Source organism: Ancylobacter sp. VNQ12, assembly GCF_049445835.1.
Lineage (GTDB): Bacteria > Pseudomonadota > Alphaproteobacteria > Rhizobiales > Xanthobacteraceae > Ancylobacter.
Map to the genome: position 1 here is coordinate 647,044 of NZ_JBMSDU010000001.1, position 22,359 is coordinate 669,402.

Consider the following 22,359-nt stretch of genomic DNA (forward strand, 5'->3'; position numbering starts at 1 on the left):
TCTCCCCGGTGGGGAGAGGGTTGGGGTGAGGGGCCTTCGACGCTCCGCAATCGCAGACCCCCCTCACCGACCCGCTTCGCGGGCCACCTCTCCCCAACGGGAGAGGAATAGAAGAACGGTCACGCCGTCGCGCCGCGCGTGCCGGTCTGGTGGATCTCGATCAGGCTCGGCCCGTTGCGCTCTCCCGCCGCGCGCAGTGCCGCGCCGAGCGCCGCGACATCGTCGAGGCGAGTGGCGGGAACGCCATAGGCCTGCGCGATGGCGAGAAAATCGGGTGCCGACGGCTTCACGCCCTCCGGCTCGATGCCGCAATCGAGCATGTAGTTCTCGATCTCCTGATAGCCGTCATTGTTCCAGACGAGGAAGATTACGCGCGCGCCGGCGTCCACCGCCGAGCCGATCTCGGCCAGCGAGAACTGGAAGCCACCATCGCCGGTCAGGCAGATGACCGGGCGATCGGGCTTGCCGATGGCGGCACCGATAGCGGCCGGCGGGCCATAGCCCAGCGCGCCGAAACCGGTGGCGGCGTTGAACCACGACATGGGGTGGACGAGGTCGAGGTAGAAATTGCCGGCATAGACGGCTTGCGTGGAATCGCCGACGACGATGGCGTCCGGCAACGTCTTGTAGATGCTGTCGATGACCGCGATCTCGGCGCGGATCTTGGGCGACAGGCTGTCCCACGCCGCCCCGCGCGCCGCTTTCGCCCGCCCCGCGCCGTCGCCTTCATGCGCGGCGACGAGCGGCAGCAGGTCGGTGACGGCTGCTTCCACGGTGGACAGCACGGCAATGTCGGCGCGCGGCTCGCGCGACAGCTGTGTGGCGTCGATGTCGATCCGCACGAAGCTCGGCAGCTCGGGAAAGCCACCATCGGCATACATGTCGTAATCGGTCTGGCCCATCTCGGTGCCGAGACCGATGACGAGGTCGGCGGCGCCGATCAGCGCGCGGACCGCGGCAAGGCTCGGGCTCGCCGGCACGCGCAAGGGGTGGCCGGCGAGCAGGCCGCGCGCATTGACGGTGAGCACCACCGGCGCGTCGAGCTTCGCCGCCAGCGCCTGCACCGCTTCATCCGCGGACACCGCGCCGCCGCCGCACATCAGCACGATGCGCTTCGCCTTGTCGCATAGCGCGGCGACCTGCCGGAGCGTGGCGCTGTCCGCGCCCGGCCGCGCCGGCACGGTGGGCCTCACGGCGATCTCGCCCGCCGGCAGAGGCATGACGTCGGTGGGGATCTCGATATGCACCGGCCCCGGCCGCGCCGAGCCCATGATGGCGAAGGCCTGCGCGATGACGGAGGCCAGCTCGGCCGGATCGGTCAGCGTGAACGAGGCGAGGGCGAAGCTCTTCATCATCGCCGCCTGGTCGGGCAGTTCATGCAGGAAGCCGCGGCCCTGGCCGAGCGAGGAGCGCCGGTTGACGCCGGAAATGACCAGCATCGGCACCGAATCCTGCCGCGCCTGCGCCATGGCGGTGATGGTGTTGGTCAGCCCCGGCCCGGTGATGACCAGGGCGACGCCCGGCTTGCCGGTGACGCGGGCATAGCCGTCGGCCATGAAGCCGGCGCCCTGCTCGTGGCGCGGGGTGATGTGGCGAATCCGTGAGGCCGCCAGCCCGCGATAGAGCTCGACCGTGTGCACGCCGGGAATGCCGAACACCACTTCGACGCCATTGGCTTCGAGGAGGTCGATCATCGCCTCCCCGACGGTCCTCGTCCCGCCGCTCATGCCCGCTTCGCCTTCCTCAAGCCCGAACGCGCGGCGAGCGCCGCCATGCGCCGGCAGGCTTCCTCGACCTTCTCGTCCGGTACGGTGAGGCTGAGGCGGATGAAGTCGCCCGCGCCGGCGCCGAAAGAGGAGCCCGGCATGACCGCGACCTCTTCCTCGTCGAGCAGCGCCCAGGCGAATTCCTCGCCGCTCATGCCGGTGCCGCTCACATCGACGACGATGAACATGCCCGCCTCCGGCGCGAAGGGCATGAGGCCGGGCGCGTTCGCCAGCGCCGACACGATCAGGTCGACGCGCCGCTTGTAGGAGCGGCGCATGATCGCCGAGGTCTCGACCGGGTTGTCGAGCGCATAGGCAGTCATGTCGGCGATGAAGGGCTGCTGGCCGAACAGCATGGTTTCCGACACGGCGAGCAGCCGGTGGGTGAACTCCGCCGGCCCGATGGCCCAGCCGCTGCGGAAGCCCGGCGCGGCATGCGACTTGGAGATGGACGAGCAGACGATGGTGCGCTCGGCCAGTGCGGGATTGTCGAAGGGCGAGGCGAAGGCGCCGTCGAAGATCAGCTCCTCATAGACCTCGTCGCTGACGATCCACAGGTCGTGCCGGCGGCAGACCTCGCCGATGGCGGCGATCTCCTCGGCCGTCAGCACGGCGCCGGTCGGGTTGTGCGGGGTGTTCAGCAGCAGCACCCGGCATTGCGGGGTGATCGCCCGCTCCAGATCCGCGGCCTGCATGTGGAAGCCGTGTTCCGGGCGCAGCGGCACGGTGATCTGCTCGGCGCCGGTGGAACGGATGACGCCCTCATAGGTGGCGTAGAGCGGGTCGCCCACCAGCACCGCGTCGCCGGCCTCGACGAGGCCGAGCATGACCGCGAACAGCGCCGTCTGCGTGCCGGGGAAGCACAAGACGTTGTCGCCGGTCACGTCCGGGCGGCGCTTGAAATATTTGCGCACCAGCGCGTCGACCACCACCTGCTCGCCGCGTCCGTTGGAATAGCGGTGGCGGCCGGCGATCATCGAGCGCGTGGCTTCAGTGATCAGCGTCTCGTGCGGCGGCAGGTCGGGTTCGCCGATGGTCAGCTCGATGATCGGCACGCCCTTGGCCTTGCGGCGGCGCGCCTCGACATGAACCGCCCATTTCTCGGAGCCGAGGCTGGCGAGCCTGTCTGTGATGGATGCGTAGCGCATCGGTTTACTCCCGGTCCTGCTCGGTGTCGTTCGGCACGGCGATCGGATGCCCGACCAGCGCCTCGATGGAGGAAAAAGCGATCGAGACCAGCTCGCTTTCCTCGAAAAGTTCCCCGGCCAGGCACCCCTCCAGCCACAGGCCGTCGAGTATGCCGTTCACCGCGATGGCCAGCGCCCGGCACCGTGCCGGGCCGGCGGGCTCGCCTTTGGCGGCGAGAAAATCGGCCAGCAGCTCCTCCAACTCCTGGCGGAAGCTGAGATAGCCCTCGTGGTGGATGGCCGCGAGCGCCGGGTCGACGCCGACCTGGCTGATGAAGGCGGCCCAGAGCGAGAGGCTGCGGCTGTTGGCCACCGGCTCGGTCAGGTTGACCAGCACGAAGGTGCGCAGGCGCTCCTCCGGCGTGCCGGTGATGTTCTTGGCCTTCTCCGTCAGCCGCGCGATGACGACCTTGTAGGCCTCCTGGAGGATGATCTCCTTGGAGGCGAAATAGTGCCGGATCAGCCCCGCCGTCACGCCCGCCTTGGTAGCGATGTGGCGCACGGTGGCGCCCTGCAATCCCGCTTCCGAGATGCACTCCAGCGTCGCCTCGATCAGGTCGTGGCGGCGCTCGGCTTCGCTGGCTCTATGGAAGTCGCGTCGGCTCATACGTCCCGCCCTATGCCGCGCGCCGCAGCACGGGCCGCGTCAGGCAGGTCGGGCCGCCCTCGCAGGCGATGCACAGCGCGTCGGCCGCGAAGGTCTGTACCGTGCAGCCGGCGGCTTCCATGGCGGCCTTGGTCGCGGGAAAGCCCTCGACCATGATCACCTCGTTCGGCCGCGTCGGCAGCACGTTGAGCGACAGGCCGTTGCTGGCGTGGAACTCGTCCGCCGGCGCCTCGATCAGGCGGATGCCGCGCGCCCTGAGCAGCTGGTAGAACGGCGCCGGCAGCAGCGGCGCGAACACCAGCGCGAGATCGTCCGCCAGCGGGCTGATGACGCTCATCAGGTGCAGGCACGCCGCCTCACCCTGCCAGAGCGGCAGGTCGAAGCCGAGCACCGCGATGGCGTGCGGCGCCAGCAGGCGGTCGAGCTGGGCGATACCCTCCTGATTGGTGCGCACGCCGCGCCCGACGATCAGGGTGCGGGCGTCGAGCCAGATGCAGTCGCCGCCCTCCACCGTGCCCGGCGCCTCGATGCGGCCGAGAATGGGAATCTGCCGCTCGGCATAGGCTTTCTCATGCAGCGCCGGCTCACTCTCACGCAGCGGCTTGCCCATGCGCAGGATGATGGCGCCATGGTCGGACATCAGCGAGGGGTCGTGGGTGAACATGGCGTCGGCCAGCCCGTCGCCGGCGTCGTCCAGCCAGATGATCTCGGTGCCCGAGCTTTCAACAAGGCGTGTGAATTCGCCGTATTGCAGCACGGCTTTTCCGCCGTCGAAGGTGGGCCCGTAGTGCCACTGCGCCGGGTCCGCCGCCAGCAGGCTGGGGCCGGGACGGCGCATCAGAACGCGTTGCAGCGGCGCCGACATTTCCTGGGACCCGAAAACGGACATATGCTTCCTCTTTAATCAGGGTGCCGAAATTTTGGCACTGCACAAAAACTTTGCCGATGGCAATTGTTATACACTTGAATAACTGCGAAAGAAAGTGCACCGTATCGCTGTGGGATGAACTCTGCGGGCTCCGGTCCGTCTTTTGCGAGCGAGGTTTCGCCGGTGGCGGAGTTGCGGCTTCGACAGAAAAAGAGACGTGGCATGAGCCGGTTAAGTCGGTGCCGGCTGCTGGAGGCGCCTATCCGATGACGGAGCGCGCCGAGGCCATCGTCGTCAGGGACCTGCACAAGCGCTTCGGCGCGCTCGAGGTCCTCAAGGGTGTTTCGCTCACCGCCCGCGAGGGCGACGTCATCGCCATCATCGGCGGCTCCGGCTCGGGCAAGTCCACTTTTCTGCGCTGCATCAACATGCTCGAAGTGCCGAGCGGCGGGTCGGTGGCGGTTCGCGGCGAGGAGATCGCCCTGAAGCCGGACGGTGCCGGCGGCCTGATGCCGCGCGACCGCCGGCAGGTGCAGCGCCTGCGCTCGCGCCTCGGCATGGTGTTCCAGAGCTTCAACCTCTGGCAGCACATGACCATCCTCCAGAACGTCATCGAGGCGCCGGTGCATGTGCTCGGCGTACCCAAGACCGAGGCGATCGAGCGGGCGGAAGCGCTGCTGCGGCGTGTCGGCCTGTTCGACAAGCGCGACGTCTACCCGGCCTTCCTGTCCGGCGGCCAGCAGCAGCGCGCCGCCATCGCCCGCGCATTGGCGATCCAGCCGCATGCCATGTTGTTCGACGAGCCGACCTCGGCGCTGGATCCCGAACTGGTCGGCGAGGTGCTGGGCGTGATCGGCGACCTGGCGAAGGAACACCGGACGATGATCCTGGTGACGCACGAGATGAAGTTCGCCCGCAACGTCGCCAGCCACATCGTGTTCCTCGCCCACGGCGTGATCGAGGAACAGGGGCCGCCGGAGCAGATCTTCGGCGACCCGAAGTCGGAGCGGCTGAGGAAATTCATCAGCTCCAGCCACTGAAAAAGACCAGAGAAGACAGAGGGAAAATCATGAAGAACACATTCAAGACGATGGTCGCCGCCGCCATTATCGGCCTTGCCGGCGTTTGCGCCGTCGCGGCCGAGCCGCTCAAGGTCGGCTTCGCCGCGGAGCCCTATCCGCCCTTCGCCTCGCCCGACGCCGCTGGCAAGTGGGAAGGCTGGGAAGTCGAGTTCATGCAGGCGATGTGCAAGCAGGCCAAGCTCGACTGCGTCATCACCCCGGTCGCCTGGGACGGCATCATCCCCGCGCTGACCTCCAAGAAGATCGACATGATCATCGGCTCGATGTCGATCACCCCGGAGCGCCTGAAGACCATCGACTTCTCCGACAAGTACTACAACACGCCGACCGGCGTGATCGGCCCGAAAGCTGAGAAGTTCGACGCCACGCCGGCCGGCCTGAAGGGCAAGACCATCGGCGTGCAGGTCGCCACCATCCACCAGGACTATGCCAACAAGTATTTCGGCAGCGCCGGCGCGACGGTGAAGGAATACCAGACGCAGGACGAGGCCAATAACGACCTCGCCTCCGGTCGCATCGACGCCGTGCAGGCCGACGCCATCGCGCTCGACGCCTTTCTCAAGTCCGACCAGGGCAAGCAGTGCTGCGAGCTGAAGGGCAATGTGAAGGATGATCCGGAAGTGCTCGGCGCCGGCGTCGGCGTGGGCCTGCGCAAGGGCGATGCCGAGCTGAAGGCCAAGATCAACGCTGCGATCAAGGCGATCCGCGCCGACGGCACCTATGACACCTTCTCGAAGAAGTATTTCGACTTCGACATCTATGGCGGCTGATCGGACCTGAGCCGGGCCGGCGCGCTGCGCCGGCCCGCTCCTTCTCGCGGCGAGGCGGACCCATGGCCGATCCCACTCCCCTGATCAACTGGGGCCTGCTGGCGCTGGATCCGCCCGGCTGGGGCGGCGTGCTGCTGGCCGGGCTCATGAACTCGGTCAAGATCGCTCTCGGCGGCTATTCGCTCGGCCTCGTCCTCGGCACCGGCGGCGCCTTCGGCAAGCTCTATGGCGGGCCGGTGACGAAGGACCTGCTGGAGGTCTACACTACCGTCGTGCGCGCCGTGCCCGAACTCGTGCTCATCCTGATCCTCTATTACGCCGGCACCGACATTCTGAACCGCGTGTCCGGCGCCATGGGCTACGGCGCCATCGACATCAGCGGGCTGGCGGCCGGCATCTTCGTCATCGGCGTGGTGCAGGGCGCCTATTCCACCGAGGTGCTGCGCGGGGCGATCCAGGCCGTGCCGCCCGGCCAGATCGAGGCGGCGCGCGCCTATGGCATGTCACCGCTCATGGTGCTCCGCCGGATCACGCTGCCGGCCATGCTGCCCCATGCCATTCCCGGCCTGTCCAATCTCTGGCTCATCGCCACCAAGGACACGGCGCTGCTCGCGGTGGTCGGCTTCAGCGAGCTGACGCTGGTCACCCGGCAGGCCGCCGGCACCACCAAGGCCTATATGCTGTTCTTCTGCGCGGCGGGGGTGCTCTACCTCATGCTGACGCTGGTCTCGAACCTCGTCATCCGCCTCATCGAGGCCCGCGCCCGGCGCGGCTGGGCGGCCACGCGATGAAGGCCGCCAACGAAGCACCCGCGCCGGAGCCGCTGGTCGAGCTGCCGCATGAGGAGACCACCGTCGAGGCCACGGCGCTCACCAGCCTGCCGAGCGGCAGGGGCTTCCTCAAGCCGCACCGCCTCGTGCTGATGGCGATCGCGGCGGGCCTCGTGCTCTGCGCCGCCTGGTTCCTGCGCTGGGACTGGCTGCCGCAATATGCCGGCGCCATCGCCTGGGGCGTCGGGGTCACGCTGTTGATGCTGGCCAGCACCTCGATCCTCGGCTTCTTCCTCGCCGTGCCGATCGGGCTGGTGCAGGTGACGGGGCCGTGGCCGCTGAAGGCGCTGGCCAATGGCTTCTGCACCATCATTCGCGGCACGCCGCTGCTGTTGCAGCTCTGGCTGCTCTATTACGGGCTGGGCTCGCTGTTCCCGCAATTCCCCTGGATCCGCCAGTCTTTCCTGTGGCCCTATCTGCGCGAGGCATGGCCCTATGGCGTGACGGCGCTGACCATCTCCTTCGCCGCCTATGAAGGCGAGGTGATGCGCGGCGCCTTTGCCGGCGTGCCGAAGGGCGAACTGGAAGCCGCCCGCGCCTATGGCATGAGCCGCTGGAAGGTGTTCCGGCGCATCTGGCTGCCGCGCGCGGTGCATAGGGCGCTGCCGACGCTCAACGGCGAGACGGTGCTGCAATTGAAATCGACGCCGCTGGTCGCCACCATCACGGTGATCGACGTCTATGCCGTCATCTCCAAGATACGTCAGGTGACGTATCTCACTTATGAGCCGCTGCTGCTGCTGGCGCTGATCTATCTGTGCCTGACCGCCCTGCTGGTCGTGGCGTTCCGTTATTTCGAGAACAAGATACCAACCCGGAGTGCCTGAGATGAACGTTCGCGCATTGCTCACCAATGCGATCCCGGAACTGGTCGCGCTGCGCCGGGACCTGCACGCCCATCCCGAGCTCGGGCTGGAAGAGGTGCGAACCTCCGACGTGATCGCCCGCGAACTGACGGCGCTCGGCTACACGGTCTCGCGCGGCCTCGCCAGGACCGGGCTCGTCGCCACGCTGTCCAACGGCACCAGCGGCCGCTCGGTCGGCATCCGCGCCGACATCGACGCGCTGCCGATCTTCGAGGAGACCGGCCTGCCTTACGCCAGCAAGACGCCCGGCCTGATGCATGCCTGCGGCCATGACGGCCACACCGCCATGCTGCTGGGCGCGGCGCGCGCCATCGCCGAGCGGCGCCATTTCGACGGCACGGTGCATCTCATCTTCCAGCCGGCGGAGGAGAATTTCGGCGGCGCGAAGATCATGGTGGAGGAGGGGCTGTTCGACCGCTTCCCCTGCGATGCGGTGTTCGCGCTGCATAACGATCCCGATGTCCCCTTCGGCAAGTTCGTTTTCAGGGACGGGCCGATCATGGCGGCGGTGGACGAGTGCCGCATCACCGTGCACGGCCTCGGCGGGCATGGCGCCGAGCCGCAGGCCACCGCCGACCCGATCGTCGCCGGTGCCTCCATCGTGCTGGCGTTGCAGACCATCGTCTCGCGCAACATCCACCCCATGGACCCGACGGTGGTCACGGTCGGCGCCTTCAATGCGGGGGCGGCCAGCAACGTCATTCCCGCGCGCGCCGAGCTGGTGATCGGTGTCCGCTCCTTCGACCCCGAGGTGCGCGACGAGCTGGAGCGGCGGATCCGCCTGATCGCCGGGGGGCAGGCGGCAAGCTACGGCATGAGTGCTACGGTGGACTATCAGCGCAGCTACGACGCCACCATCAACCACACGGCGGAGACCGACTTCCTGCGCGATCTCGCCACCCGCTTCGCCGGCGCGGAGCAGGTGACGGAAATGCCGCGCCCCAGCATGGGCAGCGAGGATTTCGCCTATATGCTGAAGGAGCGTCCCGGCAGCTATTTCTTCCTTGGCGGGCGCACCTCCGAGGCGGACCGTCCGCTGCATCACCCCGGCTACAATTTCAACGACGACCTGCTGCCCATCGGCGCCGCCTTCTGGACCGAGGTCGTCGAGACCTATCTGCGCCCGGCGTGACAGCCTGCTTCCCGGATCGGCGCTCCGGCTCCGCCTCCGTTAGTGCGGGAAACCTTGGGGGCGGACGGCGTCCTTTCTCCTCCCTCTCCCCGTTGGGGAGAGGTGGCCCGCGGAGCGGGTCGGTGAGGGGCGACGCGATTGCGGAGCATTGAGGGCCCCTCACCCCACCCCTCTCCCCGACGGGGAGAGGGAGAGCTGTCGGCACCCTCAGCTCCGCCGGTCGCGGCGCCAGGCGGCGGGCGTGGCGCCCTTGTGCTGGCGGAACGCTCGGGTGAAATGCGCCTGATCATAGAAGCCGGTCGCGGCGGCCACCTCGGTGAGCGACATGGCGGTGTCGGTGAGCAGCTGTTGCGCCCGCTTCAGCCGGGCGTCGGTCTGCCATTGGTGCGGCGGGATGCCTGTGGCCGCCTTGAAGGCGTGGCTGAAATAGCTCGGTGACAGGCCCACCAGCTCCGCCAGCTCCTCCAGCCTGATCGCCCTGAGGCAATTGGCCTCGATATAGTCGATGGCGCGCCGCAGCTGCCATGAAGCCAGGGCAGAGCGCTTGCGTGTTCCGCGCGGCGCCGCGCGCAGGAAATCGATGAACAGCGCCGTGGTCAGGCTGTCGCCATAGAGCTCGTGGAAGGCGCGCGGATTCTGGCATTCCGCGGCGATCAGATTGGCGAAGGTCATCAGCCGCTCATCGGTGAACATGAGGCGCGGCGCCTCGAAAACCTCGCTGTCGAAGTCGTCGGCCAGACGCCGGCGCAGCGCTTCCATGTCGAAATGCAGGTCGAGATGGCGCACGTAAGTGGTGGTGGAGACGCGCGACCACAGCGGCACGCCGGCCGGAATGAAGCTGATCTGGCGCGGCGCGTGGCGCTTGGGCGCCGTCTTCCGGTCCGGCGACAGCAGCATCTCGAACTCGCCGCCGGACTGGTCGAGCAGCACGAACAGCCGTGGATGCTCCGAGATGTACTCGGCCCGCGCGCCCCCGGCGCCCTCCGCTTCCCATAGCTCCACCAGCACGCCGTCCCAGGAATGGCGATAGCCTTCGCCGAGCACGGAAATGCCCTGACGCTTCGCGGTCGTGTTCGGGACAAAGGGCGCTGTCATGCCTGTGCTCGCAAGCCTCTCCTCGGCGGGTTGAGCGTGTAAGTGTCCGGTTTGCCACGCATCGGCAAATGAAGCGCCGAAGCCAATCCGCTTCTGGTCAATCGACCAAGAATGTACAAGGTTTGACAAAACCGAACAATCATCCAAATGAAATGATTGATACCAGACGATTCAAGCATAGATCGGAATAACTCGCTGATTTTTCTTTTGAATATTTCCGATCTGGATCTGCATCAGGCGAATTGTTTGGAACGATTGCAATGTGTGGAAAGTCCTTCAGGCTCCTGCTTCTCAGCTCCGCCATGGCGGTGGTGCTGCCCCTGTCGAACGCAGCGCTCGCCCAGCAGGCGCAATCCCAGCCGGCGCAGTCCTCGGGCGCGGCGGCGGTCGAGCTCGACACCATATCGGTCGAGGGCGAGGGGCAGAACGGCACCGGCCCGGTCAACGGCTATGTCGCCACGCAGACCACCACCGGCATGAAGACCGATGTTCCCATCACCGAGATTCCGCAATCGGTGTCGGTGATCGGCCGCGACGAGATCGACGACCGCAAGGCGCTGAAGCTCGACGAAGCGATCCGCTACAGCGCCGGCGTGTTCGCCGCGCCCTATGGCAACGACCCGGACACCGACTGGTTCTACATTCGCGGCTTCAACGCCACGCAGACCGGCGTGTTTCTCGACAATCTGTCGCTCGCCAGCTACGCCTTCGGCGGCTTCCAGGTCGATCCGTTCCTGCTGGAGCGGATCGAAATCCTCAAGGGCCCGTCCTCGGCGCTCTATGGCGGCTCGAGCCCCGGCGGCCTGGTCAACATGATCAGCAAGCGCCCGGTGGATGACCGCTTCGGCTATGTCGAAGGCGGCATCAACAATTTCGGCAACGCCTATTTCGCCTTCGACATCAACGATGTGTTCGGTGGCCGCGTCGGCGGCGGCAGTGCTGCCGCGCCGGGCGTGATCGGCAAGGCCGCGCCCATCGCCCTGCCGGACGATCCGGTGTGGGCCTACCGCGTCACCGGCCGCATCGCGGGAGGCGACTACTACACCGACTATGGCGAGGACTTCCGCGGCTCGATCATGCCGCAGATCACCTATCGCCCCTCCGAGCAGACCAAGATCAACGTCTACGCCCAGATCTCGGCGCTCGACCAGACCCATACCGGCAACGGCTTCCTGCCCTATGTCGGCACGGTGGTGCCGGCGAGCTTCGGCCGCATTCCGACCGACGCCTTCTATGGCGAGCCGGACCTCGACAATGGCCGCTATACCCAGATCATGGTCGGCTACGAGTTCGAGCACCAGTTGGAGAACGACTGGGTGTTCAAGTCGGCCTCGCGCTACGCCTATCTGAACAAGCACGAAATCGGGCCGTATCCCTATGGCTACGCACCCGGTCCGTTCGGCTATGGCGGCGGCACGACGCCGGTCGGCCCCGACAATTTGCTCTACCGCATCGGCTTCGAGGGCACGAGCCATGTCGATGCCTTCGCCACCGACAACAATTTCTCGAAGAAGTTCTCCACCGGCGCGGTCGATCACGATTTCCTCGTCGGCGTCGACTACAACCTCTACAACCTCTCGAACCTGCAGGCCTCGGGCGGCGGCACGCCGATCAGCGCCACCAATCCGGTCTATGGCGTTCCGCAGGGCGAGACCTTCGTCTATCTCGACCAGGAGCTGACCCAGCAGCAGCTCGGCGTCTATGTGCAGGACCAGATGCGCTTCGGCGACGGCTGGATCCTCACGCTGAACGGCCGCTACGACTATCTCGACGTCAATTCCGAGAGCCCGGCCTCGCTGCCCTTCTCGCCCAACTACACCTCGGACGATTCGGCGTGGACCGGCCGCGCCGGCCTCGGCTACGAGTTTGCCAACGGCCTGACGCCCTATGTCAGCGTGTCCAGCTTCTTCAACCCGGTGATCGGCGTCAGCGCCGTCAACGATGAGGGCCTGAAGCCGGAGGAGGGCGTTCAATACGAAGCGGGCGTCAAGTATCAACCCACTTTCATGGACGCGCTGATCACCGCCTCGGTGTTCCAGATCGAGCGTGAGAACGTGCTGGTCAGCGACCCGCTGCCGCCCTTCATCAGCCAGCAGCTCGGCGAGGTGCGCGTGCGCGGCTTCGAGATCGAGGGCAAGGCCAACGTCACCCGGAACTTCCGGGTGCTCGCCAGCGTGACCGTGCTCGACCAGGAAATCACCGAGGATCTCGATGCCTCCCTGATCGGCAACACGCCGATGATCGTGCCGGATGTGCTCGCCTCGGCCTGGGCGGACTACAAGTTCGACACCGGCGTGCTGAAGGGCATCAGCGTCGGCGCCGGCGTGCGCTATATCGGCTCGTCCTGGATCGACAACGCCAACACGCTCCAGGTGCCTTCCGTCACGCTGGTCGACGCGGCGATCCGCTACGAGCAGGAGACCTGGGGCGTGGCGCTCAATGTGAGCAACCTGTTCGACAAGGAATACGTCTCCGCCTGTCAGGGCATGTCGTCCTGCGGCTATGGCGATCCGCGCACCATCACCCTGTCCGCCCACTACAAATGGTAAGTCCGTGACTGCTGACGCCGGCCGTGCCCCCGCTCTGTTCGAACTTGTCGATGTCTCCTACGCCGTTGCGGGGCGGGTGATCCTCGGGCCGCTCTCGCTGCGGCTGGAGCCGGGGCGGGTCTACGGGCTGGTGGGGCCGAACGGCTCGGGCAAGAGCACGCTGATGCGCCTTCTCGCCCGTGCGACGGCACCGACGGCCGGCGAACTCAGTTTCGCCAGCCGCGCGCTGGGAGAGTGGACCGACCGCGCCTTCGCCCGCAAGGTCGCCTTCATGCCGCAGTTCACTCCCGCCGCCGACGGGCTGAATGTGCGCGAACTGGTGGCGCTCGGCCGCTACCCCTGGCACGGCATGCTCGGTCGCTTCTCGTCCGAGGATGCCGCGAAGGTCGAGGCAGCGATCGTCCGCACCGGCCTCGAAAGCCTTGCCGTGCGCGCCGTCGACACGCTGTCCGGCGGCGAGCGCCAGCGTGCCTGGCTCGCCCTCATGCTGGCGCAGGACACCGACTGCCTGCTGCTAGACGAGCCGACCTCGGCGCTCGACATTGCGCATCAGGAAGAAATCCTGAAGCTGGTGCATGAGCTCAGCCGCGAGCGCGGGCTCGCCGTCGTGGTGGTGCTGCACGACATCAACCTCGCCGCCCGCTTCTGCGACGAGATCGTCGCGCTGGGCTCCGGGCGCATCGTCTCTCATGCCGCCGCCACCGACATGATGCGGCCCGAGCTGCTGTCGAAGGTCTACGGCCTGCCGATGGGCGTGTTCCCGCACCCGGTCACCGGCGTGCCGATCGGCTATGTCGCATGAGTGTCGGCCACCGCATCAGCCGGCGCGCCATCGTCGCGGCAGCGCTCGCCCTGTCCTGCGGGCGCGCCGCCGCCACGGTGCCGAAGCGCCCGGCGACGCTCGACTGGGCGATCCTCGAGACGCTGCTGGCGCTCGGCCATCCGCCGGTCGCCGCGACCGAACTCATCCAGTTCCGCGAGATTGCGGTGGAGCCGCCGGTCCCGGCGAGCGTCGCCGATCTCGGCCTGCGCGGCCTGCCGAACCTCGAGACACTGTTGTTCGCGCGGCCCGACATCATCTTCAACTCCAACTTCTACGCCGGGCTGGAGTCGCGCCTCAAAGCCATCGCTCCGGTGGAGAGCTTTTCGCTCTACAAGCCCGGCGTGGCGCCGTGGGAACCGATGGTGGCGATGACGCGCGCGATTGCCGCCCGCCTCGGCGACGCCGGGGCGGGGGAGGCGCTGATCGCCGGCACCGAGGGCGAGTTCGCGCGGTTGCGCGCCCGGCTCGGCGTCGTCGACCGCCCGGTGCTGCCGATCAATCTTGGGGATGCCAGGCATTTCCGCGCCTTCGGCTTCGACAGCATGATCGGCGAGGCGATTTCGCGCCTCGGCCTCGCCAATGCGTGGAGCGTCGACACAAGCTATTCCGCTACCGCGCCGGTCGGCATCGAGGTGCTGGCGCAGCATCCGCAAGCCTGGATCGTGGTCATCGGCCCGACCCCGCCCGACGTGGAGCGGGTGCTGGAGCGCAGCGCCTTCTGGCGCGCGCTGCCGGCGGTGGCGGCCGGGCGCGTGCTGTGGCTCGGCCCGGTGAATCCGTTCGGCGCGCTGCCCTCCGCGCGGCGCTTCGCCGGGCTGCTCACGCAGGCGCTCGATGAGGCGCGGGACAAGGCCCGTGGCTGACCGGCTGCCCCGCTTCCTCTGGGCCGTGGCGACGCTCGCGGCCTTGCTGGCGCTGGCGGCGACGCTGGCGACGCGCCCACGCATCCCCGGCCTCGAACAGCTGATGCTGTGGCAGGTGGCGCTGCCGCGCGCCGCCGTCGCGCTGCTGGCCGGCGCCGCGCTCGGCCTGTCGGGCGCGCTGTTCCAGCGCGTGCTGCGCAACCCGATCGCCGATCCCTCGACGCTCGGCATCGCCGCTGGCGCCCAGCTCGCGCTCACCGTGGCGCTGGCCTATGCGCCGGGGCTGATGGTGCTGGGGCGCGAGCCGGTGGCGCTGGCGGGCGGAGCGGCCGCCGCCGCGCTTGTGCTGGCGCTCGGCTGGCGGCGCGGGCTCGATCCCGTCACCGTCGTGCTGTCGGGCATGATGATCGCGCTGATCGCCGGCGCGCTGAGCGCAACGCTCATCCTCGCCAAGGGCGACTATGTGCTGTCGCTGTTCATCTGGGGCGCCGGCGCGCTCGACCAGCAGGACTGGACCGGCGCGCGCGTGCTCGGCGTGCGGCTGTTGCTGGCGTTCGCCGCGACCGCTGTCATCCTGCGCCCGCTGGCCCTGCTCGGCCTTGACGATACTGGTGCGCGCAGCCTCGGGCTCGGCCTCACCGGCGCGCGGCTCACCGCGATGGCGATCGCCGTCTGGCTTGCCGCGAGCGTGACGGCGGAGGTCGGCGTCATCGCCTTCATCGGCCTCGCGGCGCCGGCACTCGCCCGCTTCGCCGGAGTGCGCACGGCGCGGCAGATGATGGTCGCGGCGCCGTTCGCCGGTGCACTGCTGCTGTCGCTCGCCGACAGCCTTGTGCAACTGGCCGGCCACGGCGGCCGCGATCTCGCCCCGACCGGCGCGGCGACCGCGCTGCTCGGCGGGCCGCTGCTGCTGGCGCTGCTGTCGAAGGTGCATGCGGTCGACCGGCTGCGTCACCCGGCGGTTGCCGCTGCGCTGCGCCGGCTGCGGCGGCCGGCGGTGCTTCTCGCCGTGCTTGCGGCCGGCGTGCTCGCCCTCGGCCTCGTCGCGCTGTGCGTCGGGCGCTCGGCGGAGGGCTGGCATGCCGCGACCGGCGCTCTGTTCATGGAATTGCTGCCGCTGCGCGGGCAGCGGCTCGTCGCGGCGGGAAGTGCCGGGGCGATGCTGGCGGCGTCGGGTTTCATTCTGCAACGCATGACCGGCAACCCGATGGCGAGCCCGGAAGTGCTCGGCGTCAGCGCCGGTGGCGGGGTCGGGCTCGCCGTGCTGCTGCTCACCGGCGGCGCCTCGGCTCCGCTGCTGCTGGCCGGCATGGGGGGCGGTTCGCTCGCCGTGCTGGCGCTGATGCTGCTGGTCGCCGCGCGCTCGGGTTTCGGGCCGGAGAGGCTGCTGCTCGCCGGCATCGCCTGCGGTGCGCTGTGCATGGCCATCATCTCCGCAGTGCTCGCCAGTGGCGGCATGAGCGCCTATCTGCTGCTGGTGTGGATGTCGGGCTCGACCAACCGCGTCGGTCCGATCGAGGCGATCATCGCGCTCGGCGCGACGCTCCTGCTGGTCGCGCCGCTCTTCGCGCTGACGCGCTGGCTGACCGTGTTGCCGCTTGGCGAGGAGGCCAGCCGCGGCATGGGCGTGCCGGTGCGCCGCGCGCGGCTGGCGCTCGCCGTGCTGGCGGCGCTGCTCGCGGCGATGGCGTCGTTCGTCGTCGGGCCCTTGAGCCTGATCGGGCTGATGGCGCCGCATCTCGCCCGCCTTCTCGGCTTTTCGCGGGTGCGCGACCAGCTGGCGGCGGCGCTCCTTCTCGGCGGGACCCTGCTGATCGCAGCGGACTGGCTGGCCCGGCTCATTGCCTTCCCCTACCAGGTGCCGACCGGCCTGTTCGCCGCACTGATCGGCGCTCCCTATCTCATCTGGCTCGTCAACCGCACAGGGCCGAGGCATGCCTGATACCCCGCTCGTCGCCACCGCCCGCGTGCCGCTCGCCGACCCCTTGGGGATGGCCGAGCAGCTTTGCCGGCATTTCGTCGAGCACGGCACGGTGGTGCGCACCGCTACGGGCGGACGCATCGAGAGTTCCTTCGGCCGCGCCGAACTCCATGCCGAGGACGGCCATCTGCACCTCAGGGCGGAGGCGCGGGATGCGACCGCGCTCTATGTGGTGAAGAACGCGCTGGCCGAGCACATCGCGCTGTTCACCGAGGCGGCGCCGTCCTTCGCGTGGAGCGGGGGCGAAGTGCTCGCCATCCCCTTCTTCCGCGCCATGGCGGTGGTGGGCGCGCGGCAGGTGACGCCGCATATGCGCCGCGTGACGCTGGCCGGTGGCGATGTCGGGCATTTCGACAACGGCGCGGGGCTGCATGTGCGCCTGCTCATCCCGCCTGCCGGGCGTTCGCCAGTGTGGCCGACACCGGCGCCGGACGGGCGCACGCTGTGGCCGTCCGGCGAGGACGAACTCGTCCGCCGGGTCTATACGGTGCGCGCCATCGACAAGGCGGCGGGCACGATCGACATCGACATGGTGCTGCATGACGATGACGGGGTGCATTCGGCGCCGGGCTCGACCTGGGCGGCGACCGCCCGGGCCGGCGATCCGGTCGGGGTGATGGGACCGGGCGGGGGGATGCCGCCGGAGGCCGACTGGCATGTGCTGGCGGGCGACGAGACCGCGCTGCCGGCCATCGCCCGCATCATCGAGGGTCTGCCGGCGGGGCGGCAAGTCCACGCCTTCATCGAGGTGGCCGACAAGGCCGAGGAGCAGCCGCTGGCGGGGCGGGCGGCGCTCTCGATCCGCTGGCTGCATCGGGAGGGAACGAAGCCGGGCACGACGGACGTGCTGGAGCGTGCGCTACGCGCCATGGAATGGCCGCGCGAGGGACGCGGCCATGTGATGGTGGGGTGCGAGCATGCGGCGGCGAAGGCCATCCGCGCGCTGCTGCGCGCCGAGCGTGGCATGAACCCCAGAGATGCCCATATTGCCGCCTATTGGCGACGCGGGCGTGGTGGCGACGATCCCGGTCGCCGGGATGATGAATGACGGCGTCCCCGGCGGGAATCTCCCGCATGATGCGGACGAGTGAGCGGGCGTGATGCTGAAGGCGTTCTTTTCCTATTACCGGCCGCATCGGCGGCTGTTCCTGCTCGACTTCGGCTGTGCCGTGCTGTCGGGGCTGCTGGAACTCGGCTTTCCCATGGCGATGAAGGCGTTCATCGACCTGCTGCTGCCGCGCGGCGACCTGCAGATCATCCTGCTGGCGGGCGCGGGGCTGCTGGCGGTCTATGCGCTCAACAGCGGGCTGATGGCGATCGTCACCTATTGGGGACACGTGCTCGGGATCAACATCGAGACCGAGATGCGCCAGAGGGCGTTCGAGCACCTGCAGAAGCTCTCCTTCCGCTTCTTCGACAACTACAAGACCGGCCATCTGCTGGCGCGGGTGACCAAGGACCTCGAAGAGATCGGCGAGATCGCCCATCACGGGCCCGAGGACATGTTCATCGCGGTGATGACCTTCATCGGCGCCTTCCTGCTGATGCTGTGGGTGCATCCGCCGCTCGCCATCATCACCGCGCTGATCGTGCCGCTGACCGCGCTCATCGTCACCCGCTATGGCGGGCGCATGACACAGAACTGGCAGGCGCAGTTCGGCCGCGTCGGCGCGTTCAACGTGCGGCTGGAGGAGAATATCGGCGGCATCCGCGTGGTGCAGGCCTTCGGCAACGAGGACTACGAGCGCCGCCTGTTCGCCGGCGACAACGCGCTCTATCGCGATACCAAGCTCGACGCCTACCGCATCATGGCGGCCAGCCAGGCGCTGAACTACATGGCGATGCGCCTCGTGCAGCTCGTGGTCATGCTGGCGGGCAGCTGGTTCGTGGTGACGGGCTCGCTCTCCATCGGCGGCTTTGTCGGCTTCCTCTTGCTGGTGGCGGTGTTCTACCGCCCGCTCGACAAGATCGCCGCGGTGATCGAGACCTATCCCAAGGGCATTGCCGGTTTCCGACGCTATCTCGACCTGCTCGCCACCGAGCCCGACATCGCCGACCGGCCGGATGCGCGCAAGGTCGGGCATCTCACCGGCGACATCCGCTTCGAGAAGGTGGGCTTCGGCTATACCCCGGACCGGCCGATCCTGAGCGGCATCGACCTGTCCATCGGCGCGGGCGAGACGGTCGCCTTCGTCGGTCCCTCGGGCGCGGGCAAGACCACGCTGCTGTCGCTGCTGCCGCGCTTCTACGAGGTCGGCGAGGGGCGCATCTCGATCGACGGCACCGACATACGCGACATGACGCTGGCCTCGCTGCGCGCCAATATCGGCATCGTGCAGCAGGACGTGTTCCTGTTCGGCGGCACCATCCGCGAGAACATCGCCTATGGGCGGCTGGACGCGAGCGAGGCCGAGATCGTCGAGGCGGCGCGGCGGGCGCGGCTCGACGGGCTGCTGGCGGAGTTGCCGGAAGGACTGGACACCCTCGTCGGCGAGCGCGGGGTGAAGCTGTCGGGCGGACAGAAGCAGCGCCTCGCCATCTCGCGCATCTTCCTCAAGGATCCGCCGATCCTCATTCTCGACGAGGCGACCTCGGCGCTCGACACCCATACCGAGCGCGAGATCCAGAAATCGCTCGACGAGCTGGCGCGAGGGCGCACCACGCTGGTCATCGCCCATCGCCTCGCCACCATCCGCGATGCCGACCGCATCGTCGTTGTCACCACTGAGGGCATCGCCGAGCAGGGGCCGCACGAGGCGCTGCTGGCGCGCGGCGGACTCTATTCCCGCCTGCACAATGCGCAGTTCGGCGAGGCCCCGCTCGCGGGCGAGGGCGCGGTCGGCGCGCCGGCACTGGGCGGGGAGGGCTGAGGCGAGGTCATTCGGCGGTGGGCGGGGGAAGATCGTCCCCGCCGCCGGAACCGAGGACCGGCCGGACGGTTTAGCGCTGTGACCTCCACCGACCGAGGACAGCCGGACCCCATGAATTCTGCCCCCGACATGCTTGAGGCGGCTGCCGCCCGGAGCGCCGCTCCGCGCCGCCCCCGCCCGCCCGAACCGCTGAAATCCGCCCCCGTCCTGCGGCCCGGCCGCAATGTCTGGCGACAGGAGGAGGCCGGGCGGGCGGCCGTCCTGGTCGATGGCGGCAGCTATTTCGGCGCGCTGCGGGCGGCCATGTTGCAGGCGAGGGAGACCATCCACATCGCCGGCTGGGACCTCGACAGCCGGATGAAGCTGGTGGGGGCAAGCGGCACGGCGGAGGATGGTCTGCCGGAGACGCTCGCCGCCTTCCTGTCTGCTCTGGTCGCCCGCAACCCGCGCCTGCGCATCCGCCTGCTGCTGTGGGATTATTCGGTGATGTTCGCCTTCGAGCGCGAGCTGGCGCCGATCTATTCCTTCCTGTGGGCGACGCCGCGCCAGATCGAGCTCTGCCTCGACGACGCCCTGCCCATCGGCGCCTCGCATCACCAGAAGATCGTGGTGATCGACGACCGCATGGCGTTCTCCGGCGGGCTCGACCTGACCGGCCGGCGCTGGGACACCAGTGCGCACATGCCGGACGACCCTCGCCGGCTCGATCCCGCCGGAGCGGCCTATGAGCCGTTCCACGATGTGCAGATGGCGGTCGATGGCACGGCGGCGGCGGCGCTGGGGCGGCTGTTCCGCGAGCGCTGGAAACGCGCGGCCAGCGAGCGCCTCCCGGTCGCGCGCCATCGCATCCGGGCGGATCGCTGGCCGAAGGGGCTGGAGCCGGACTTCCGCGCGGTCGATATCGGCATCGCCCGTACCTTGCCGCCCTATGATGGCGAGACCGACGTGCGCGAGGTCGAGGCGCTGTTCTTCGACATGGTCGATGTCGCCGAGCGCCACCTCTATATCGAGAACCAGTTCCTCACCTGCGAGCGTTTCACCGCGCGGCTGATCGCCCGCATGCGCGAGCGCCCCGAACTCGAGGCGCTGCTGGTCACGCCGAAGGATTATCGCAGCTGGTTCGAGCATCAGGCCATGGGCGTCGGCCGCGAGCGGGTGCTGGCCCGGCTCGCGGAGGCCGGCGTCACCGACCGCGTGCGCATGGTCTTTCCCGAGGTCGAGGCGGAGGGCGCCACGGCGGCCGTGATGGTCCACTCCAAGGTGATGATCGTCGACGACCGTCTGCTGCGGATCGGTTCCGCCAATCTGTGCAACCGCTCCATGGGGTTCGACAGCGAGTGCGACCTCGTGATCGAGGCGAGCGACGACGAGGAGCGTGCGGGCATCGCCGCGGTGCGCAACCGCATGCTCGGCGAGCATGTCGGGCTGGAGGCCGACGCTGTCGCCGAGATCGTCGCGCGCACGGGATCGCTGCTCGCCGTGCTTGGCGAGGCGGCGTCCGGGCGACGCCTTGTCGACGTGCCGCGCAGCGCGCCGAGCGATCTGCCGCTGCCCTCGATCGACGCGCTCGCCGATCCGCTGGAGCCGATCTATGCGGAGCGCTCGCCTGCGCGTGGCAACCGCTCCCGGGCGCGGCGCCTGTTGCCTCTCGGCATCGGCGTGGTGCTGCTGGCGGCGCTGGTCTTCGCCTGGGCGAACTCCCCGTTCTCGGAACCCGAGCGCCTGATCACTGCCTTCGATGCCATGGCCGAGAGGCCGTGGGCGCCAGCCGCGGTGGTTGCGATCTATGTCCTTGGCGGGCTGGTGGTCTTCCCGGTCTCGGTGCTTATCGTCGCCACCGTCGCGGTGTTCGGCGGCTGGACCGGCGCGGTGCTGGCCGGGGTCGGCGCGCTGGTGAGCGCGATCATCACCTATGTCATCGGCCGCAAGCTGGGGGCGGGGGTGATCCGGCGCTTCATCGGTCCGCGCATCAACCGCATCCGCCGCGGGCTCGCCAGCCAGGGCATCGTCACGGTGGCGACGGTGCGGCTGGTGCCGGTGGCGCCGTTCACCTTCGTCAATCTCGTGGCGGGGGCGGCCGGCGTGCGCTTCCTCGACTATGTCGTCGGCACGGCTCTTGGCCTGATGCCGGGACTGATCGTGCTGACGGCTCTGGGCCGGCAGATCGTCGACCTGGTCTCGCAGCCCTCGCTGGCGAGTGCCGGCCTGCTGGCGGGGCTGGTGATGCTCTGGGTGTTGTGCTCCCTCGGCCTCCAGTTGCTGGTGTCGCATTTCCGCAGGGCGAGGTGAGGCTCGTGCGGCAGGAGCTGCCCGTATTGCCGCCGACCCTGCGGGTGATGACGTGGAACATACATGGCGGGGTCGGGCCGGACGGGCGCTTCGACCTCGACCGCATCGCCGCGCTGATCGCCCGCCACCGGCCGGATGTGCTCGCGCTGCAGGAGGTCGATACGCGCGGGCGCAGCGTCGATTGCCTCGCGCCCCTGCAGGGGCTCGGTATCGGCCATTTCGCCGAGGCGCGTACCATCGCCGTGCCGGACGGACACTATGGCCACGCGTTGTTCACCCGCTGGCCGACGCGCGACGTGGTGCTGCACGACCTGTCGGTACGCCGGCGCGAGCCGCGCATCGCCATCGAAACCGAGATCGAGACGCCGTTCGGTCCGCTGCACCTCGTCGCCGTTCATCTCGGTCTCGCCCTGTTCGAGCGCCGCCGGCAGGCCATGGCGCTGGCGGCGCTGGCGAAGCGGACGGGCGGCGTGCCGAGCGTGATGATGGGCGATTTCAACGACTGGTTCTCGTTCGGCCTCGTCTCCCGAGCCATGCGCCGGGCGCTGCCATACCGGACGCGGCTGCGCACCTTTCCGGCAAGGCGGCCGCTGCTGCGGCTCGACCGGGTCTATTGCAGCGCCCCGGACATGCTGGCCGCGAGCTTCACCGACGCGGCGGCGCGCGCGGCCTCCGACCATCTTCCCGTCATCGCTGACATCCGCCTGCCGGTGGCGCTTCAGCCGGCCACAATCGATAGCGATGGAGTCGGCGCGCCGGAATGGTAATAGTGGCCCGCACC

Annotated in this window: 18 protein-coding genes; 13 read left to right on the forward strand and 5 right to left on the reverse strand. The window is 68.7% G+C overall.

The features are described 5' to 3' along the window. Positions 1-119 precede the first annotated feature (119 nt). The 4 genes from ACO2RV_RS03025 to ACO2RV_RS03040 are packed head-to-tail and all read right to left on the reverse strand — an operon-like array spanning position 120 to position 4,449. Positions 120-1,727: a 5-guanidino-2-oxopentanoate decarboxylase gene (locus tag ACO2RV_RS03025; RefSeq protein ID WP_423289653.1), complete on the reverse strand. Its 1,608-nt coding sequence runs from the start codon at positions 1,725-1,727 to the stop codon at positions 120-122. Continuing rightward, a complete protein-coding gene (locus ACO2RV_RS03030; protein ID WP_423289655.1) occupies positions 1,724-2,914 on the reverse strand; it encodes a pyridoxal phosphate-dependent aminotransferase in 1,191 nt (396 codons plus the stop codon). Before ACO2RV_RS03030 ends, ACO2RV_RS03025 begins: the two co-directional genes overlap by 4 nt. A gap of 4 nt (positions 2,915-2,918) precedes the next feature. Continuing rightward, a complete protein-coding gene (locus ACO2RV_RS03035; protein WP_423289657.1) occupies positions 2,919-3,560 on the reverse strand; it encodes a TetR family transcriptional regulator C-terminal domain-containing protein in 642 nt (213 codons plus the stop codon). A gap of 10 nt (positions 3,561-3,570) precedes the next feature. Continuing rightward, on the reverse strand, positions 3,571-4,449 hold the full coding sequence (locus tag ACO2RV_RS03040) for a dimethylarginine dimethylaminohydrolase family protein (protein WP_423289659.1): 879 nt from the start codon (positions 4,447-4,449) through the stop codon (positions 3,571-3,573). Positions 4,450-4,694: 245 nt separating this feature from the next. Here ACO2RV_RS03040 and ACO2RV_RS03045 point away from each other — a divergent pair, with 245 nt between their 5' ends. From ACO2RV_RS03045 to ACO2RV_RS03065, 5 genes are all read left to right on the forward strand, one after another. Continuing rightward, positions 4,695-5,468, forward strand: coding sequence for an ABC transporter ATP-binding protein (locus tag ACO2RV_RS03045; RefSeq protein ID WP_423289661.1), 774 nt, complete (start codon positions 4,695-4,697; stop codon positions 5,466-5,468). Between the two features lie 29 nt (positions 5,469-5,497). Further along, positions 5,498-6,280 carry a transporter substrate-binding domain-containing protein gene (locus ACO2RV_RS03050; RefSeq protein ID WP_423289663.1) on the forward strand — a complete coding sequence of 261 codons (783 nt, stop codon included), beginning with the start codon at positions 5,498-5,500 and terminating at the stop codon, positions 6,278-6,280. Between the two features lie 62 nt (positions 6,281-6,342). After that, positions 6,343-7,071 carry an ABC transporter permease gene (locus ACO2RV_RS03055; RefSeq protein ID WP_423289665.1) on the forward strand — a complete coding sequence of 243 codons (729 nt, stop codon included), beginning with the start codon at positions 6,343-6,345 and terminating at the stop codon, positions 7,069-7,071. A gap of 131 nt (positions 7,072-7,202) precedes the next feature. Continuing rightward, positions 7,203-7,937 (forward strand): ABC transporter permease subunit, encoded by a 735-nt coding sequence (locus ACO2RV_RS03060; protein ID WP_423289883.1) that lies wholly within the window; start codon positions 7,203-7,205, stop codon positions 7,935-7,937. Between the two features lies 1 nt (position 7,938). Next, on the forward strand, positions 7,939-9,108 hold the full coding sequence (locus tag ACO2RV_RS03065; RefSeq protein ID WP_423289667.1) for a M20 aminoacylase family protein: 1,170 nt from the start codon (positions 7,939-7,941) through the stop codon (positions 9,106-9,108). A gap of 207 nt (positions 9,109-9,315) precedes the next feature. Here ACO2RV_RS03065 and ACO2RV_RS03070 read toward each other — a convergent pair whose 3' ends face one another. Then, positions 9,316-10,203 (reverse strand): helix-turn-helix domain-containing protein, encoded by an 888-nt coding sequence (locus tag ACO2RV_RS03070; RefSeq protein ID WP_423289669.1) that lies wholly within the window; start codon positions 10,201-10,203, stop codon positions 9,316-9,318. Between the two features lie 260 nt (positions 10,204-10,463). On the opposite strand from ACO2RV_RS03070, the gene ACO2RV_RS03075 reads away from it, so the two are divergent. From ACO2RV_RS03075 to ACO2RV_RS03110, 8 genes are all read left to right on the forward strand, one after another. Continuing rightward, complete coding sequence (locus ACO2RV_RS03075) at positions 10,464-12,752, forward strand: TonB-dependent siderophore receptor (protein ID WP_423289671.1); 2,289 nt, start codon at positions 10,464-10,466, stop codon at positions 12,750-12,752. Between the two features lie 4 nt (positions 12,753-12,756). After that, complete coding sequence (locus ACO2RV_RS03080; protein WP_423289673.1) at positions 12,757-13,554, forward strand: ATP-binding cassette domain-containing protein; 798 nt, start codon at positions 12,757-12,759, stop codon at positions 13,552-13,554. Further along, on the forward strand, positions 13,551-14,438 hold the full coding sequence (locus ACO2RV_RS03085) for an iron-siderophore ABC transporter substrate-binding protein (protein WP_423289675.1): 888 nt from the start codon (positions 13,551-13,553) through the stop codon (positions 14,436-14,438). The genes ACO2RV_RS03080 and ACO2RV_RS03085 overlap by 4 nt, the downstream gene beginning before the upstream one ends. Beyond that, a complete protein-coding gene (gene fhuB / locus ACO2RV_RS03090; protein ID WP_423289677.1) occupies positions 14,410-16,380 on the forward strand; it encodes a Fe(3+)-hydroxamate ABC transporter permease FhuB in 1,971 nt (656 codons plus the stop codon). Before ACO2RV_RS03085 ends, fhuB begins: the two co-directional genes overlap by 29 nt. After that, positions 16,373-17,467 (forward strand): siderophore-interacting protein, encoded by a 1,095-nt coding sequence (locus ACO2RV_RS03095; protein WP_423289679.1) that lies wholly within the window; start codon positions 16,373-16,375, stop codon positions 17,465-17,467. Before fhuB ends, ACO2RV_RS03095 begins: the two co-directional genes overlap by 8 nt. A gap of 52 nt (positions 17,468-17,519) precedes the next feature. Further along, on the forward strand, positions 17,520-19,289 hold the full coding sequence (locus tag ACO2RV_RS03100) for an ABC transporter ATP-binding protein (RefSeq protein WP_423289681.1): 1,770 nt from the start codon (positions 17,520-17,522) through the stop codon (positions 19,287-19,289). A gap of 111 nt (positions 19,290-19,400) precedes the next feature. Then, positions 19,401-21,578: a VTT domain-containing protein gene (locus ACO2RV_RS03105; RefSeq protein ID WP_423289683.1), complete on the forward strand. Its 2,178-nt coding sequence runs from the start codon at positions 19,401-19,403 to the stop codon at positions 21,576-21,578. Between the two features lie 5 nt (positions 21,579-21,583). Then, positions 21,584-22,345 (forward strand): endonuclease/exonuclease/phosphatase family protein, encoded by a 762-nt coding sequence (locus ACO2RV_RS03110; RefSeq protein ID WP_423289685.1) that lies wholly within the window; start codon positions 21,584-21,586, stop codon positions 22,343-22,345. The last annotated feature ends 14 nt before the right edge of the window (positions 22,346-22,359 follow it).